General features: G+C 45.4%; 14 protein-coding genes. 4 read left to right on the forward strand and 10 right to left on the reverse strand.

All coding sequences use genetic code 11. From position 1 onward, the window contains the following. Window positions 1–22 precede the first annotated feature (22 nt). The 3 genes from NT141_01635 to NT141_01645 all read left to right on the forward strand — a co-directional run bounded on the left by NT141_01635 (window position 23) and on the right by NT141_01645 (window position 4,054). Window positions 23–1,393 (forward strand): glycosyltransferase, encoded by a 1,371-nt coding sequence (locus NT141_01635; protein ID MCX6783752.1) that lies wholly within the window; start codon window positions 23–25, stop codon window positions 1,391–1,393. A gap of 86 nt (window positions 1,394–1,479) precedes the next feature. Beyond that, complete coding sequence (locus NT141_01640; GenBank protein ID MCX6783753.1) at window positions 1,480–2,226, forward strand: hypothetical protein; 747 nt, start codon at window positions 1,480–1,482, stop codon at window positions 2,224–2,226. Then, window positions 2,219–4,054, forward strand: a complete 1,836-nt coding sequence (locus tag NT141_01645) for a hypothetical protein (protein MCX6783754.1) — start codon at window positions 2,219–2,221, stop codon at window positions 4,052–4,054. Before NT141_01640 ends, NT141_01645 begins: the two co-directional genes overlap by 8 nt. On the opposite strand, the gene NT141_01650 is transcribed toward NT141_01645, so the two are convergent. The 5 genes from NT141_01650 to NT141_01670 form a co-directional block, all read right to left on the reverse strand. Next, window positions 4,020–5,186, reverse strand: a complete 1,167-nt coding sequence (locus NT141_01650) for a glycosyltransferase family 4 protein (protein ID MCX6783755.1) — start codon at window positions 5,184–5,186, stop codon at window positions 4,020–4,022. The genes NT141_01645 and NT141_01650 overlap by 35 nt on opposite strands. A 143-nt stretch (window positions 5,187–5,329) precedes the next feature. Beyond that, window positions 5,330–6,382 carry a hypothetical protein gene (locus NT141_01655; protein ID MCX6783756.1) on the reverse strand — a complete coding sequence of 351 codons (1,053 nt, stop codon included), beginning with the start codon at window positions 6,380–6,382 and terminating at the stop codon, window positions 5,330–5,332. Between the two features lie 211 nt (window positions 6,383–6,593). After that, on the reverse strand, window positions 6,594–7,886 hold the full coding sequence (locus tag NT141_01660) for a hypothetical protein (protein MCX6783757.1): 1,293 nt from the start codon (window positions 7,884–7,886) through the stop codon (window positions 6,594–6,596). 9 nt (window positions 7,887–7,895) lie between these two features. Further along, on the reverse strand, window positions 7,896–9,107 hold the full coding sequence (locus NT141_01665) for a hypothetical protein (protein MCX6783758.1): 1,212 nt from the start codon (window positions 9,105–9,107) through the stop codon (window positions 7,896–7,898). A gap of 92 nt (window positions 9,108–9,199) precedes the next feature. Further along, a complete protein-coding gene (locus tag NT141_01670) occupies window positions 9,200–9,772 on the reverse strand; it encodes a hypothetical protein (protein ID MCX6783759.1) in 573 nt (190 codons plus the stop codon). A gap of 584 nt (window positions 9,773–10,356) precedes the next feature. Between NT141_01670 and NT141_01675 the strand changes: the two genes are divergently transcribed. Next, the gene (locus NT141_01675) at window positions 10,357–10,596 is read left to right on the forward strand and encodes a hypothetical protein (GenBank protein ID MCX6783760.1); all 240 of its coding nucleotides are present in this window, start codon (window positions 10,357–10,359) and stop codon (window positions 10,594–10,596) included. 826 nt (window positions 10,597–11,422) lie between these two features. On the opposite strand, the gene NT141_01680 is transcribed toward NT141_01675, so the two are convergent. The 5 genes from NT141_01680 to NT141_01700 all read right to left on the reverse strand — a co-directional run bounded on the left by NT141_01680 (window position 11,423) and on the right by NT141_01700 (window position 16,203). Continuing rightward, window positions 11,423–12,400 (reverse strand): PIN domain-containing protein, encoded by a 978-nt coding sequence (locus NT141_01680; protein MCX6783761.1) that lies wholly within the window; start codon window positions 12,398–12,400, stop codon window positions 11,423–11,425. A gap of 241 nt (window positions 12,401–12,641) precedes the next feature. Then, the gene (locus NT141_01685; GenBank protein ID MCX6783762.1) at window positions 12,642–13,013 is read right to left on the reverse strand and encodes a hypothetical protein; all 372 of its coding nucleotides are present in this window, start codon (window positions 13,011–13,013) and stop codon (window positions 12,642–12,644) included. Window positions 13,014–13,184: 171 nt separating this feature from the next. After that, a complete protein-coding gene (radA, locus tag NT141_01690; protein ID MCX6783763.1) occupies window positions 13,185–14,591 on the reverse strand; it encodes a DNA repair protein RadA in 1,407 nt (468 codons plus the stop codon). A 140-nt stretch (window positions 14,592–14,731) separates the two neighbouring features. Further along, window positions 14,732–15,055: a hypothetical protein gene (locus tag NT141_01695; protein ID MCX6783764.1), complete on the reverse strand. Its 324-nt coding sequence runs from the start codon at window positions 15,053–15,055 to the stop codon at window positions 14,732–14,734. Window positions 15,056–15,789: 734 nt separating this feature from the next. After that, window positions 15,790–16,203, reverse strand: a complete 414-nt coding sequence (locus NT141_01700) for an LAGLIDADG family homing endonuclease (protein MCX6783765.1) — start codon at window positions 16,201–16,203, stop codon at window positions 15,790–15,792. Window positions 16,204–16,326: the final 123 nt, after the last annotated feature.

Consider the following 16,326-nt stretch of genomic DNA (forward strand, 5'->3'; position numbering starts at 1 on the left):
CAATTAGTGTATAATACGACCTATGATTTTAGATAAGCGTGTCTCGATCGTTATTCCGTGCCGTAATGAAGAGGGCAGTATCGCCCGTATTGTGGGCTCCGCTCTAAAGTACGGCGATGAAGTAATCGTCGTTAGTAACTGCTCTACCGATAACACTGTTGCGATCGCTACAGCGGCCGGAGCCAAGGTTTTAGTGGATGACCGGACTCTGAATGGTATCGGTTATGGGTTTGCTTTAATGACTGGTATCGCCGCTGCGACTGGCGACCTGGTTGCCACTATTGACGGTGACGGTAGTTGCCCAGTAGCTCAGGTTCCAGAGGTCATTAAGTACCTGCAAGATAAACGGCTTGATTTCGTTAACTGTACCCGCTTTCCGGTTAAGAATCTCTCGGAAATGCCTCTAATCCGGCAAATCGGGGTTCATGTTTTAAACATTGTCCCGGGAATTCTGTTTGGAAAATTATCAGCGGATATCTTAAGTGGGATGTGGGTTTTTAAGAAAAGCATCACTGGAAGCCTTAATCTCCGTGAAGGGGATTGGAATCTGTCACCGGAAATTAAGATTAGCGCCATGACTAACCCAGATATTAAGTACGGAGAGTTTCGAATCAATACTAAAGCGCGGATCGCTGGAAATAGTAAGCAAATTATTTGGAAAACTGGTATTACGCACTTAATGTATATCGTAAACAGGCGTTGGAAGGAGGTGAACATCGCCACAAGTATCGCTGTGGCAAAAATTATGAACCAAAAAATTACAAGTTCAAAGGTGGCAAAAGTTGCAGGTTTAGCTATGGGAATCTTAGTTTTGGCCTTTCTCGCCAACAAGAGTGCCTTTGCAGCTGACTACGGTGGTGGTGTCACTGGGGCGACTGGGGCTGCTATTAACAAGCAAGTTCTAAATTCCGTCAATGGGAATTGGCAGGACAACGTTGCGGCCTCTGATCATACGTTTGTGACCGGAGACTTAGTTAAGTACCGGATATTTTACCGAAATAACGGTAATCAGGACCTAACTAGTGTTAGCATTGTTGACCGGCTTCCCACCGGAATGGTTTGGCAGAGTGGTGACGGTAACTACGAAAAAGGTGACAATACTGTGACCTTTGACGTTGGAACTTTAAAGGCCGACACCGGTTGGAAAGAAGTCGATTACACGGCCGAAATGACTCAAGTAATCACTAAAACGTCCTGTGGTGATCTTACCAACATCGCTATTTTCAAGTCTGGAAGTAACGAGTTGGATCGGGATAGCGCTAGCATTAACGCTCGTTGCACCGTGACCACCCCGCGCCTTCCTGAGACAGGTCCTGAGGTAACCTTCGCTATGACTGTGATCAGCTTAGCTTTAGGGGCGGTTGGGGTAAGTCTGAAGAAGAAATCTGCTTAAGATTGAGATCATAAGCCAGAACTGAAAGCAGTCGCCAAACGCGGCTGCTTTTTGTTTTTAGGCGTTTTTAGACTAGAATAAGATAGATGAAAAAAGACTTGCTCTATTTAGCTCTTCTTAGCATAACGTGCCTCCTAGGACTCGGAGTGGTGCTTAAAAGCCCCTATATCGTCCCTAAGATCTCTGTTGGACCTTTCTTTGCGGCCTCCTTCCCCTACGACATTTCGCTGTACACGACCGGAATTAAACCGGCTTACTATAAAATTTCACCGTATGACGACTTTGTGCTCTTTAAAACTGGAGGGACAGTTCTCCGAAAAGTCATTTCCGGCCCCACCGACATTCGAAATGAGGAATTTATTAAGCAGTCATCCGGTCTTTACCGGACTTGGGAATTAGTTTCCTCAAAACTCGGGCTCCCCCTTCCAATTATTTATCAGAAATCGCTTGGGGACTACCAGGTTAATTATCGTCTAGTTCTAAATAGCTCGCTAGAAGAAATTACTATTCACAAAGTTATTAGCGGTTTTTCGGAGCCGGTGTACGGCTTTGGAAATACGTTAATATTTAATAAAGATGATCGAATTTCTGTGGGAGCTAATTTACAGAATCTTTCTGATATTTCAGCTAGCGCTTCGGGAAAAATGATTCTCTCTAGCCCTGGCTACATTATGATTAAGAACCCTCGGGAGCGAGGTTCTATAGGAATACCCGTTTCGCCATTTGATAAAGTAACAATCGACTTTGATTATAAACTACTCGAGGTTACTAGAGCCTTTCCTGAGCCTCAAAAGGGTGTAGACATTACCTGGGATTTAGATATTTATGATTAATTTAGTGCAAAACTTTTTAGCCGCCGTTGGCTTCTTCATGTTTCCGTTTTTAATCGGAAATGTTTTGACTTTGCCATTCTATAAGTTTCGGCGCAACTGGCTCTTAACAACCAAGTGGGTCGTTGGCGCCTTGTTCATTTTTAGCTTTTTCTTCGTTTACCAAGCGATCACTAAAGTTACAGGATACGACGCGCTAACGTTTCAAATGGCGACGCGAGTAATCGCCGCCGTCGCTTTAATCTGCAGTCTATGGCAAATCATAAAATTTAGACCACAGATTCGTAACCTTAATCGCCGTCATTTGGGAATTTTAGTACCAGTGATCATCGGCGTGTCATTGTTAGCACTATTTATCTGGAGAAGTGACAGCCCCTACCCTAGTACTCTTACCTGGGACTTTTTAGAGCACCAAACGTTGATTAATCATGTCATCAATAATCAAATTAACTTCCTAACTTCTAAAATGTCAGCGGCGTTTTTAACTAATAGTTATCCGCCCACTTTCCACGCTTTAGTCGCCTTTACGGAGCTGGTATTTGACGTGACGGCACCCCAAAGCCAAGGACTATGGTGGATACTGGAGTTTTTGCAAGTCGTCTTAGTAGTAACGACGAGCGCTGCAGTTGCCTACAAATTTACGAAGCGCTTAAGTATTTCAGTGATAACGGCCATAATCAGCGGCTTAGTCTTTCAAAGTTCTATGAGTTATTTACCCTTCGTGCTCATTCCTCAAACTTTCGCAGCGGTCCTTGGCATCTACGTTCTAGCCGAACTGTATCACTATTTAACCGAGCCCCACCGAAAAGAGTTGCTGTGGTCACTGCTTCTGCTACTTATGATGACTATTCTGATCCACTATGTAATTGGGGCCTTGTCTCTTGTCATCGCCATAAATATGTGGCTAATTTGGCGATGGCAAAGATTTGGGAAGTTTTTGCTGATAATTGAGTTGATCACGGGAATCGCTGTTGTCGCTGTTAGTCAAAACCTGGTTAGCTTAAACATTCTGAAGAGTGTTGAAAGCTTTTCGTATCAATACTCACTAATTCAAAAATTGACTTTGCTAACCCAGTGGTACGGCTACAGCTTGCCGGTTTTTGGTCTAATTGGACTCTATCTGATAATAAAAAGAACGCACGGGATCTTAATCCTAGCCGCTCTCTTACCTTTGATAGTACTAATACTGGCTAACGTGCCATATTCTTTAAAGTTTTTCGCAGTTGGTGGCTTTTTGGTAAATTTAGTTTTGGCCTCCGGAATTTCGTTTTTTATTGACAGGCTTAAAAAAACTTATTTAAAAATCGCAGCCTTGGCAATTATTATTGTTAGCTTTTTAGTCCTTCTGATAATAAACGGCTGGGTTTATAAAGATGTTCTTTGGTACCACGGCACCGCTACCCAAATTTCTCCAACCGAAAATGAAGCTGCCGCTTTCTTAAATAAAAATGTCTGTAATAAAGAAACTATGACAGTCCTCAGCGACCCGGCCACCATGGGAATCCTCGAAGCCTTATCGACTTGCCCCTCGCCTGGCGGCGTTTTTGCCAGTGACCAAGTCCGGCAGTCATTAATAAGTCTAAACGCCGAATCCACTTGGTCAGCCCAACCAAAAACTTTACTGGCTTTAAGTGGTCGTTTCTTTAAATGGCGGGCCCTGCCTCGTGATCAAGCGGTTGACGTGACTGTCAACATTTGGGGGCCGACTGATCTAACCGACAACGACAAAGCGTTTATTGAAAAATTTAGTACCAATAACCCGCTTCTTTCTGAAATTTTTAGAAACGGCAGTATGGTTATCTTTGCTTCAGCAGCAGCTCGTAAAAACTAGTCGCCGACTTTTCCCAATCATAGTTAGACTGGACATGAAGTCGTAAATTTCGACCGAATTCGGTCCGCTTAGCAGGATGGGCCAAGAACCAGTTGACAGCCTGATCAAGGTCCGTTTGGCTACCGGGGGTCACCAGAAGGCCACTGTAGCCGTCCACAATGATCGCAGGGATCGCCCCCACGCGAGAGGCAATAACAGCCAGTCCCGCCGCTCCGGCCTCCAATACAGTGGTAGGTAGGGTATCGCGCCACGAGGGATTCACAAAAATATCACTAATAGCAAACAGCTGCTTAACTTGAGCGTAATTAAGGTCACCAGTTAAAAAAACATGATCACCCATGCCATCGACCTTAATCTTTGCCTGTAATGAAGACTCTAAATCACCACTACCCGCTAAAATAAAATAGACATTCTTCTGGCTTAGTAAGACCTCTTTGGCTGTTTCGTACACATTTAGTACCCCCTTAAGCCAGGTTAGCCGCCCCAGGAAAGTAATCACAGTGGCCCCAGCCGGCAGTGTAATTTCTATTTTGGGAATGACCCGCGCCCCCATCCCCAAAGCAGCACTAAAGCTGGCGGCGTCAACACTGTTAGGAATTTCGGCCACTACCTTAACCCCCAGGCTCTCCACAAAGGCTTTGTTAACCGCACTTATGGCCACCACACTATCGTAGTGACGTAAACTCCAAGCCCCAATAGTCCTTGCGATCAGCTTTGACGCTATTGTTACTAACTTTGAGGCGTGCGGGGTGAAGCCAGAGGCGTGCTCAAAGTGCAGGCTTTTAGCCTTGATGAGACGGGCATAAGCCCAAGCCCACCAAGCGTAATCAAAAAAGAAGACCGAGGAAATTACAAAATCGAAATGAAGCTGGGAAAATTTTAATAAGGCGGGAATTAAGAAGAAAGGATTGGCAATCACGAATTGGCCGGGAATAAGTTGGATACACGGGATACGGGTGATATGGAGACCACGATAAATTTCAGAGGGTGCGGCGTGGTCGGTGTTATAGGTGAGGACGTGAACCTCGGTGTCTGAGTGACTGGCGACAGTACGGGCTAGCAGTTCTTCCAGGTAACGTTCGCTACCGCCGCGATGGGGGTAAAAGAAGGCGTGAATGGCCAGGATTCGCATGCCTCAATCGTAGCTTAAGAAACGAAAAAGGGCCAGACGAGCTTTGTTTTGTTAAACATTGCTTATCTGGCCCTTGCTAACTATTTGATCACGACGAAAAGTGGCCTCATTTGCGCTTTCTTTTCGTCATGATCCTAGATTATCTAACCTTTGCCGGCGAAGTCGAGGTACTTGGGTTGGACCCAGTCCTTATCCTGCGCACTCCAACCGACCACTCCAATCTCAACGTCAACGAAACTGGAGTTGTTGAGGTCAAAGCGCAAAATCACCGGCGGCTCGTTGCAGATCCCATTGTCTTTTGTGGGAGTGCAATGAATGCCAACGCCGTGATTCCCAATTGAAAGATCGGTATCGACGCCCTGTACCTTATCACTTGCGTAAAGTACCGTCATCTTTACCAATCCCGGACCGCCACCACCGACCCAAGCCACCAATCCCGGTGAATCTTTGGCCGTGTACGACTTCCGATGCGCCTCGTAACCGGCTGTGTCGCCACGCAACGTCAGCGTGAATACGCCTGTGCCCGAGAAGCGGATCAGTCCGCAATTGGGGGCCAGAACAGTCACGCTGCCCGACTTTGTAGATTGGAAATCAGTACTCCAAGTACAAGACGGGTCCTGACGCTTATCTGGCCGATTGATGATGTACCACTTCAACCCCGCGGTATCTGTGTACACCACCATATCGTACTGACCACTGAAAACGCCATTGTCGACCATCTCGTTCGTCCACGTCGAGTATGACAACGAGTACGGCCCGGCTGCCACAGCTGTCACCGCTGATGCGGGTGTCGGCGCAGGCGCTGGCTTTTCTGCCGCAACCGCTGCCGCAATCGTCACCGCCAAATTGGCAATGCCCGCATTTTTAGCCGAGTCCACGACGTATGCACTAACGTTGAACGTACCAGCGGTGCTGTAGTGGTGAGACAACGACATCGAACCGGAAACAACCGAACGTACCTCTTTCGAACCATCACCGTAATCTAATGTCACGGTAAGGGGGCCAGTACCGGTGGACCGCATGTTAACTTGCACGGTACCAACGGGGACCGTGGCTGACATGTCGAATTCCAACGATACTGTAGGGGCCGCAGGTGCCGGTACCGCCGCTGCTGGCTTGAACACGCCAGGGAACGTCTGCGAAACAAACGTGCCGACGTTACTCGCCAACTCTGGACCATTCTTTGCGATAGACATTCCAGCTCCTGTAAAGAACAGGCATGCCAAGATTATCGCGACCACGAACAACAGAACTTTCACTGGATCATATCGATTCATTTTCTCGTCTCCTATTGAACTTATATTTGTCTATTTGTAACCGTGACGCTATTATAACAGAAAAAGCCCTTATTGTCAAACTACGGGTTACGTAGATTTATATGACAATAAGGGCTTGGGAGGCACTAGTTCAGCATGTCATTAAATTTGCAGCGCTGATTCCACTGTATTTACCAAGCGTCTCCAAAGCTGCCAGTTCATTTGCCGAAAGCGTTGGCGGTACTGACTCAACTTTAGTTTCTGTTAAGTTTGCTTCGATTGTTTGAGCAATAACAGCTTCAGGTACATAAATCTCGGGGTCGCTCTCTTCGACCGTAACTGCTGTTGCTGCAACTACTGGTTCTTCAACGACAGGCATTGGGACTAAAAAAAAGATTGATCCGTCATCTTCGGGGTCGTAGCTTTTATCACCACGCGCACCTTCAAACCAACTTACATCATCTTTAAATCCCCTTACTACAGCATCAGCCGGCCGCTGTAAAACCTCTAGTAACGACAGTTTGCCAATCGTCTGAGGCGGTACACGAAAACCATCGCAGGTCATCGCAAGCACTCCAATCGGTCGCATATCCGCTTCCAGAGTTTTTACCAAATTCTTCGAGTCATAACCAAGTAATTTTCCCTGAAACGATACATCTTGATCATTACCTCGAAGTCCAATAACCTGTGCTTCACCTTTAGTACTCGGAATCGCCAGTGAACCCAGATCACTCGTAGCGCCTAAGCATAAACAGCTAAGCTGCATTTCACCGGGCTTTCGAGTCGACATCCGTGCTGTTAACATCTGGCCAGTCGTTCCCCCCAAAACATTAATGTAATCGGGATTACGATCAACATGCGTCAGCACAAAATCAGCCACCAACGTTTCGTCCATCCACACTAGTCGCGGCGCATTTCGAGCAAGTACTTCCGCATACTGTGGGCTACCAGCTGCTCCAATAAGAACCTTCTTACTCTTGCGCTGGATAATTTTTACTCCTTGCGGTTCGTGGCCTTCAGGCAACCAGATATTGGAATTGCCGTCAGCAATGATCCCGCCAAATGTAATATCGCCAGAAGCGGTGTCTTCCATAACAATCGCCGCTTGGCAATCACCAGGTATATGATGTTTACCGACTGCGGGGCGGTAAATCTGAACCACGCGAAACGGCTGTGGTTTTGTAGCATAATCGTATACTGCTACCCAAGCCACACCGCCTGCTAGATCTTCCCGAGCTACCGGCCGCTTAAATGAACTAAAGCCGTAACTGGGAACAGTCTTATGCAACTGAAGGGCCGAAATCCCAGCCTCACCAACGTCGAAGTTAGTGGTGACAGTAAAATCAGGTACCTTCAATATCGATCCATTTCCACGTAATAGCGAGCTGGGAACTTGAATAGTAGTTAATTTACCAGCTTGCTCTTTCGAACTTTTATCTGCCATTTCTAACTCCTACTTGTGAACAGCCTTCAGTGCTCTAGCCGTTAGCCGAGACTGACGCTCACTAATCTTTTCCGAGGCAGCACGCTTAGAAGCCTCAAAGGTTGCCATTGCTCCACCCATCACGGCATCCGTAACGATCGTATCAAAGGCTTTAAGATCTAACCAGGGATGTCCGGTTAATTCACCCTTAGCGTACTCCTCACGAAAATTGCGTAAACGCCCCTCCAAAAGAGTCTCCTCATTAGGAAGGTAATCTACTGTAGCAAAATCCTGACGAGCGCCTTTGATAATGCTGGAGCCAGAGTCCAGAAGAACAATTTCCCCACTAGACGTAAGTCCGATATTTTCGGGCTTTAAGTCAGCGAAGCAAATGTCTAAAGAACCAAGCACTTTAAGCATTGTTTTAACATTCTGCAACTTAGTAATTGGGCAGTGCTGACTAACGTAGTAAGCAATACCACGTAGAATTGTTGCTTGATCTTCTACTCCTCGGTAGCGGTTCATGTGATCTTCGTAACCTTTAAGCAGCAACTTTTGCAAACTGTTGGGAACAAAGTCCATAACCAAAAACATCCGACCGATAAAGTCGCTCAACGGTCCCGAAACCTTGTCGTCAATGATCCCAAAGAACGGGATCTTTGGAAAAACTCGGCACGGAAAGCCAAGTACTGGCCAGCGATTCGCCACATAACCAACTAAAGTGTTGATATACGAAGCGAGGCCACCTTGGTAATCATTTGGGAGAGTAAGCAACCTACTACCTTGCAATTCCTCCGGAATTGGCAACCCCCTCTCTTCAAAGGAGTGCCGAACGAGTGTTGTGAACCCACTAAGATTAATTTTACGAAAATCGACATAGGAGCGTTGTAAGCTCTCCAGTTGATAATCGCTACCAATCCCCATGTTTTCCAACTGCTCCTGTGCTGTATTGAGTAGCTCCAGTAATGCGTTCCGACCGTAGATCTTGTTGGCCCAACGAGCGTTAGTGGCCACGATCATTGCCGGTGTAGTTAACGCAAAGAGCTGCTCCTCAAAACTTCCTGTAGGCTTTGGTTGGTGAAAAATCTTAACTGCCACGTCTTTCCAACCGTTCGGAGAGTTGCAAGAGGAAGCAAAAACCTCACCCTCACCACCAATCCCCAAACGATGCCAACTGCTGAAATTAGGAAGTTTATCAAGTAACTCAACCCGTAAACCCAGTTTACGATTTGGATATAGCATCTATCCTCCTAAAAACAAACAAGGCCAATGGAGAGAGAATTAAATTCTTCTTCATTGGCCTTAACGTGACTAAGCGATGGGTTTTTAAACCTTTAGGCTTCGTCACTCGGTTCGATCACAACGTTCGCAGGCGCGACGACAGGTGCCAAAGCGGGCGCCGTGGTGGTCGTGGTCGTGGTGGTTGCGGCTGGGGCGATAGGAGCAGCGGGTGCCGGTGCTGGTGCACGTCCACTCATTGCTGCTGCCACCATGCCCATCATTTGCTGCATCATCAGCTGATTCTGAGCGGCTTGTGCTGCCAAAATCGCCTGGATGTCAACCGATGGTCCGGCTGCCGGGGCTTGCGCTTGCAATCCTGCGAGTTCAACGCGCATCTGAGCAATGAGCTCGGCGTTGTTCTTCTGCATTTCTGCCTTGTGAGCGTCGTCCAAAGCCTGCACCGGATCGATGTACTTGCTCAACATCAACCGTAGTTTGCCCTGATCATCAGCGCCCAAACGAACTTTGGTCGAGGTGAAAATGGCGTTAACTGCTGACTCTTGTGCGGCGGTGAGCAAAACACTTACCGCTTTCTGTGCGTCGATGTTAGCTCCAGGCTTAATGCCTGCGTCACGGAGTGCACGCTGAGTAGCCGAAGTATTCTTCTTCAAAAAATCTAATGCCATGATAGAAACCTCCTAGGTTTTTCTGACTGAATTAACTAACAGGTTGCTAGTGCTCCTGTATCCCAATTTAACTCTTAATCGTTATTGATTTTAAGAACTAAATCGGGATAAGGAGAAGACTATCGATTTTTGAAGTTTATTTGCCTATTTGCTCGAGACGGTGTCTCAATGGCAAACACTATAACATAGTATCTATATTTTGTCAACTATTGTTTCTCTCAATAAACTTTCCTCAATTTTCAAAGTACCACCAGTAAGCACTAAGGCACTCTGCCAAAGACTTAAAGTGTTACCAACTAATTTCTGCTAACTACAAGTTAGAAGATATTAAACGGTAAAAACGTTATATTAATTATTTGAGAGTTTATTTAATCGTTAAGCTGGTAGGGGACTTAAGCTAAAAGAAGTTAACTCTCTCAGCTCCATTTCAACTGGAAGCACTATAGCATAAGTCATCTATTTTGTCAACTATGAGATGCTGGGATTTTCGGTTAGTATAGTGTCTGGGCATGCCTGCCCGCCTTTGGAGGGCCCCGCCCTAACTAAATAATCCATAAATTAATATTTCGTTATAGAATTAGAAAATGAAAATGGACAAGAAATCTAAAAAAGCTGATCAAATCGGCAATCTTTATCGCGCCGCGCTCTATTTAGCCAAAGATGACGTCGATCAAGCGATCCGATTCATATCTAGTAATCCTTATCTCCCTAATCCCCCTTACCACCCCTATCAAATAGAGGAACTTAAAGCAGAACCTAAAACTAGACTTAAATTTGCCGAAAAGCTTCTCGATTTATACAAACTCCAACTCCGATTACCCTAAATAATGTACCAACCACGCCATAATCATCACATGACCCCCAAAATAAGTGACAACCATCATGCGGGAAATTAATTCGACCACTCTCTCGGAAATAGGTCAAACTATGACAGCTACCTTTTGGATAATTTTATAAAAAATAGCAAAATTAATTAAGCGTAATTCCCTACCCATGTTTTCAATTTCCAACGAATTCCGGAGGGACTATGACACGGCCTATAGCATGTTTGGGATTTATTAGGAGCAGGTCGTTAATCCTGTGGTACAAATGCACACGTCGCAAATCCACCAATTCCCGCAAAGCCAAGTTTTCCACATTTCCACGTCATTCCGGGACAAGACCTGGAATCCAGTAAATCTGATTTATCAATTACTGGATTCCAGATCGCGGCGTCTGGAATGACAAGTTAGATGACCTACCTTCCCTACTTCGTAGCTATGGAGGAAATTAAAGAACCGCACCATTCTCAGGGGCATACGCCCTAAGTGCAGTGCGGAATAAAAGCATCCTGGACAGAGGACACTATTGATATTAATAGTATAAGAACCACCGCCGCCGTCAAGAGGATTTTTAGTGGTTAGGGCATAGGTTTATGAAGGATAACTAAAATAATAAACAGTGGGGCTGTGGAAATGCTGAGAGATAGATTACTTTAAATATGTCATTCCGGGACAAGACCTGGAATCCAGTAAATCTAAAAAGGCCAATTTCCAACAATTTGCCTAGAATTGGTAGCGAGCAAGGTGAACGTTCTTTCCAAATTGGATATTGGAAATTTTACATCTTGTTTTACTAGATTCCGGCTACGGGGCCGGAATGACAAGGAGGTTACGGGGTCGCTATTTTTCCAAAGAACATTTTACCAGCTTGCGTTTGCAGGCTACGAGTGATCTCAATCTCTACATCTTGCCCAACCTGCGATGCTCCGGCTTCAATCACGATCATCGTCCCGTCCTGCAGATAGCCAACGCCTTGGGTGACGTCTTTACCAACGTTGACAACTTTAATTTGATGTTTTTCTCCTGGAAAAAAGACCGTTCGGAGTCCATTAGCCAGTTCGTTGACGTTTAAGACCTTAACGCCATGAGCTTTGGCGACTTTGTTGAGATTAAAATCGACAGTGATGAGTCGCCCTTTTAGGTTCTTAGCCAGAATCACTAGGCGCTTATCGACCGGGTCATGATCCTCGGCACCGTTGATATTGTTCACAATAGTGGTCCGAATATCTTTATATTTGGTGAGTTCGTTGAGAATCGACAGGCCGTAACGCCCTCTTTCGCGCTTGAGTTTATCGCTATTATCGGCCAGGTGCTGCAGTTCATCGATGACGCACTGCGGAATAACCAACGGATTTACCCAAAAGCCGCTTTGGACGATCGACCAAATCCGGCCGTCAATTAAGGCCGACGTATCAAGGATCCCTGAGTAGAGTCCGCAAAGCTCGTCGAGCTTGGCCTTTTGGGCCGCTTGTGATTCTTTTTGGGCCACTCTCATTAAAGCTTCAACTTTCCGCCGTTCCAACCTTTCGGCCTTAGCTTTTTCGGCCAGTCCCCTACTCTCAGTTAAACGCCGGTTTTGCTCCCTAAAAAATTCGGCCATCGTCTGAGTGATTAAGTGGGTAAAAAAGTTAGTGACAGATGTTCGCAAATAAATAAAGGCATTCGGCAACCACACAAAGATTGCCGCCGCCAGCAGTCCCCCAATTATGGTAGGACCTAAATAACGGATATTTAACAAATGAAAATTATTAAATAATAAATTACTAGAGATGTAGAAGCCAATAAAAAAACCACTCGTTACAGTCACCAAGCGGAATATCAGTAACTTTAATCTAAATTGGAAAACCACTTCTCCATCCTAACACGCTAAAATTAATAATTCCTGAAGTTTCGCTGAAATGAAAAAGGACATCTTTATCGGATCAGATAAAAATGTCCTTACGAACTAATGCGCATGAGCGTTACACCAATGGACGATGTAGCGCCGGCTACGATTCGACAGTGGAACCCCATCAACATAACGATCCCACCCAAAGAACGACCGAACTTTAACCTTTCTTCTTTGGCTTTGGCCCTGGATTTGGGCAACGTGACGAACCTCCAAAGATCATCACCACAAAAGACGATGTCCCCATGAACGCCGCCACCAATAACATTACGACAAATTCACAACAAAACACCGTTCCCTCGCCTATGACCTGAAAAGCTTCGTAGAACGCTAATCCGCTGCCACCAATCGAAGAAATAATTAGAGCGACAACAACAGCTACAAAAAGAGCCGCCACCACAATACTTTCAGATAGCCCACGACCCAAAAGGTAATGGTAAATAAGGCCGAAGACTACCCATAGCAAAACAACATCCAGCACAGGCAACACGACGACCCAAAAGCGTCTAGAATTTTCGTTATTTGATGGCACTTTCTCTCCTCCTTTTTCGAATTCGAACGATTAATGCGCTGATTATGCCACCTTTTATCCAATTTGTCATTCCGGGACAAGACCTGGAATCCAGTAATAAATTCGATTTTAAATTTTGAAAATTAATCATTAATAATTGATTAAAAATTAAAAATTAAAAATTTATTTAAATTAATTTGATTTACTGGATTCTGAATCAAGTTCAGAATGACGAATGAGGCTTTGCAACGCTTTGTATACGCTCTTATAACCATCACTACTCACATTTTTGGTAAATCCCAGCTTCTTGGATTCGTTTAAACGGCGGCTCGCTTGCGGCACTTGACGCAATTCTCCCGAAAGACCAACTTCACCAAAGACGACCGTTTTGGCGTCAATTGGTTTATTGGCGACACTACTAGCGACGGCCGCGCAGATTGCCAGATCAACCGCTGGTTCCGAGGCGGTAAAGCCGGAAGCAACATTAATGTAAACGTCTTTGTCTGACGTTTTAACGCCACAGTGACGTTCGAGTACTGCCAGTAGAAGATTGACGCGATTAATGTTAACACCGGATGAAGTACGACGAGGGTAACCAAAAGTGGTTTTTTGCGTTAAAGCTTGAATTTCGACGAGAAGTGGCCGCACGCCTTCAAGAGTGACAGTGACCACCGAGCCGCTCTGGTTAGCCAACCGTTCCCCTAAAAATAAGTCGCTGGGATTGGCGACTTCTTTTAGACCTTTTTCGACCATTTCTAAAACTCCAACCTCAAAAACCGCCCCAAAACGGTTTTTAGTGGTTCGTAACAAGCGATAAAAATGCTGGCCATCGCCTTCAAAGCTTAGAACTGTATCCACAATGTGCTCTAATACTTTGGGACCGGCGATATCGCCGTCTTTTGTAACATGGCCAACGAGGACAGTTGGGATCCCAAGGCGCTTGGCGGCGGCGGTTAACCGAGCCGCACTCTCTCTGATTTGAGCGACAGAACCGGCAAAACTGGAAAGTTCCGAAGTCCACATCGTTTGGACGGAGTCGATGATAAGAAGACCTAAGTTTTGACGGGATTCAAGAGTGGAAATAATATTGTCTACATTAGTTTCCGAGAGGATTTCAATATTTTCCGACAGTGACCCAACCCGTTTGGCCCGCGAGGCAATCTGGCTGGCCGATTCCTCCCCAGCCACATAAAGCACACTGCCGCTATCACCCATATCCCCCTTATCTCCCTTATCGACTAAACCCCCTATTTTACTGGCGATTTGAATCAACAACGTCGACTTTCCAATCCCCGGTTCGCCAGCGAGAAGTACGACCTGCCCCGGCAGCAACCCACCGCCAAGGACCCGATCCACCTCACCAAATCCCGTTGAGATCCGATTATAAGTCGTGCTCTTGACTTCGCTGAGTTTAACTGTTGACCCGGCGAGAGCCGATGATTCTGACGCCATGCGACTATTTTTTACTTTTACTGGAGCTTTAGCGCTTTTAGTCTGCTCTATTAACGTATTCCACTCACCGCATTTTGGGCACTGCCCAGCCCACCGCAGAGACTCGTTGCCGCAATTCTGGCACACAAAAACCGAAGACGATTTCATGAGATTAGTATAGCTCATTCACAAACCAACCAATCTCCGCCAAAGGCGGATTGATGCCTACTAGACTCGCAAAGCTCGTCAAGTAGTCAGTCAAAAAAAAGCAGGCGATTGTTATTAAAACTTTCGCCTGCCTTAAAATTTTAGAACATCATGCTAACTCTTGTAGACGAATGTCCTGATAATTTAATGTTTAATTCACAGACGGCAGCGCTGGCGATATTTTGGTACCTAATATCTTTTTTTCCAACCACCAGTTGAATAGTCACACGCCCGTCCCAGTACGTATTACGGTGCGCTAACACGTGCTTTCGAAGATCTCTGCATGAAAATCTTCCCAAGCCTCGGCCCCCACGAATATTCTGCATTACATTTTCGACAATTATGCCTGTCAGCTTCGCGTTTTCGGCCTGCTGACCAGACCAATCTTCGTCCAGACTCTTTGGAACGCCCTTAAATGGCCACATAGTCTCTCTCCTTAATTACTTAGTTTTGATCAAGCGCATTATAACCAATTGCCACTATAAGTCAAGGTAAAAACAAAAAAGCCCTCTTGCGAGAGCTCCTTTGTGTGCTTGCACCAGATTAGGTGATAGCAGGTCCATCAAACGAAATTATACACTAATCTATCGAGGACGGGGCATGCCCCGTCCCTACACGTATCTGCAGGAGGCCTCCTTTAGATCTGTAGGGACGACTCATGGGTCGTCCTCAAACCAACATTCGAAATAATTCGTATTAATTCGAATCAATTCGCATGATTCATATAAAGTCTTAAAGGTGGAAAGAACTATATGCCTTACGGGCATTACTCGGCAGTTTAAGCTGACTGCAAAACTGGTCGATCTAGCTGCGTGAGCAAATCTAGATTAAATTCACTTAAGCGCAACGACTAATACTCTTAAGTGCGAATCTCGGCTAAGGATTGAGCCTATATTCTAGCTAGTCCGTAATCAAAATGATCGCGCGACTTCTCAATCGTCTCGAAATTCTAAATACTCCCTAGAAAGGAGGTGATCCAGCCCCAGATTCCCCTAGGGCTACCTTGTTACGACTTAAGCCTGATCGCTAGACATAACCTCCCCCGATAAATCGGGGTTCAGATATCCCTAACTTTCCTGCCTTGACGGGCGGAACCGGGTACTTAGAAGTTTGTCCCGTCCCCACTCCGGCGAGCGGATTTCCCGCACCGGGCGAGTCCCTATGCTTTTAATGATCTAACTTCTTGTAGTCCTTCGTTGGTTAAGTGCTTTTTGTTTTTAATTAATTCTGCGACTTGGCAGAACTTCTTAAACTCAAAACGCTTCTTTGCTTGTGGTGGGTAACTTTGAAAATATGGAATTATTTTCTCAGAAATATCCTTAAAATTACTTACTTTTAACTTTACGTGCGGTCGCCATTTAGCGTAACGCTCATAATTTAAACGGTAAATATTTCCACAACCAAGAGATTGTTTTATTTCCTGTAAAATCGGTTCGTCATCTTCCCGCAGTTCAATCTCAAATATGAGACGAACTTCCGGAAATCTGTCTTTATGATTATTAACAGAAATACTAAAACAACCTTCTCCATCAACGAATCCAACTACATAGTTTGGATCTAACATAAGGTTCATCCCTTCATCTCCAGACTACCAAATAAAATACGAAGTAGCAAGAGATTACTATGGACTCAGCTGACTTCTCGTAAAGCAATTGCTTCAATCTTTACGAGATCTCTCTGGGTCATTTAGAAAACT

It is taken from the genome of candidate division WWE3 bacterium, from assembly GCA_026396615.1.
In the GTDB taxonomy this organism is placed as follows: domain Bacteria; phylum Patescibacteriota; class WWE3; order JAPLWK01; family JAPLWK01; genus JAPLWK01.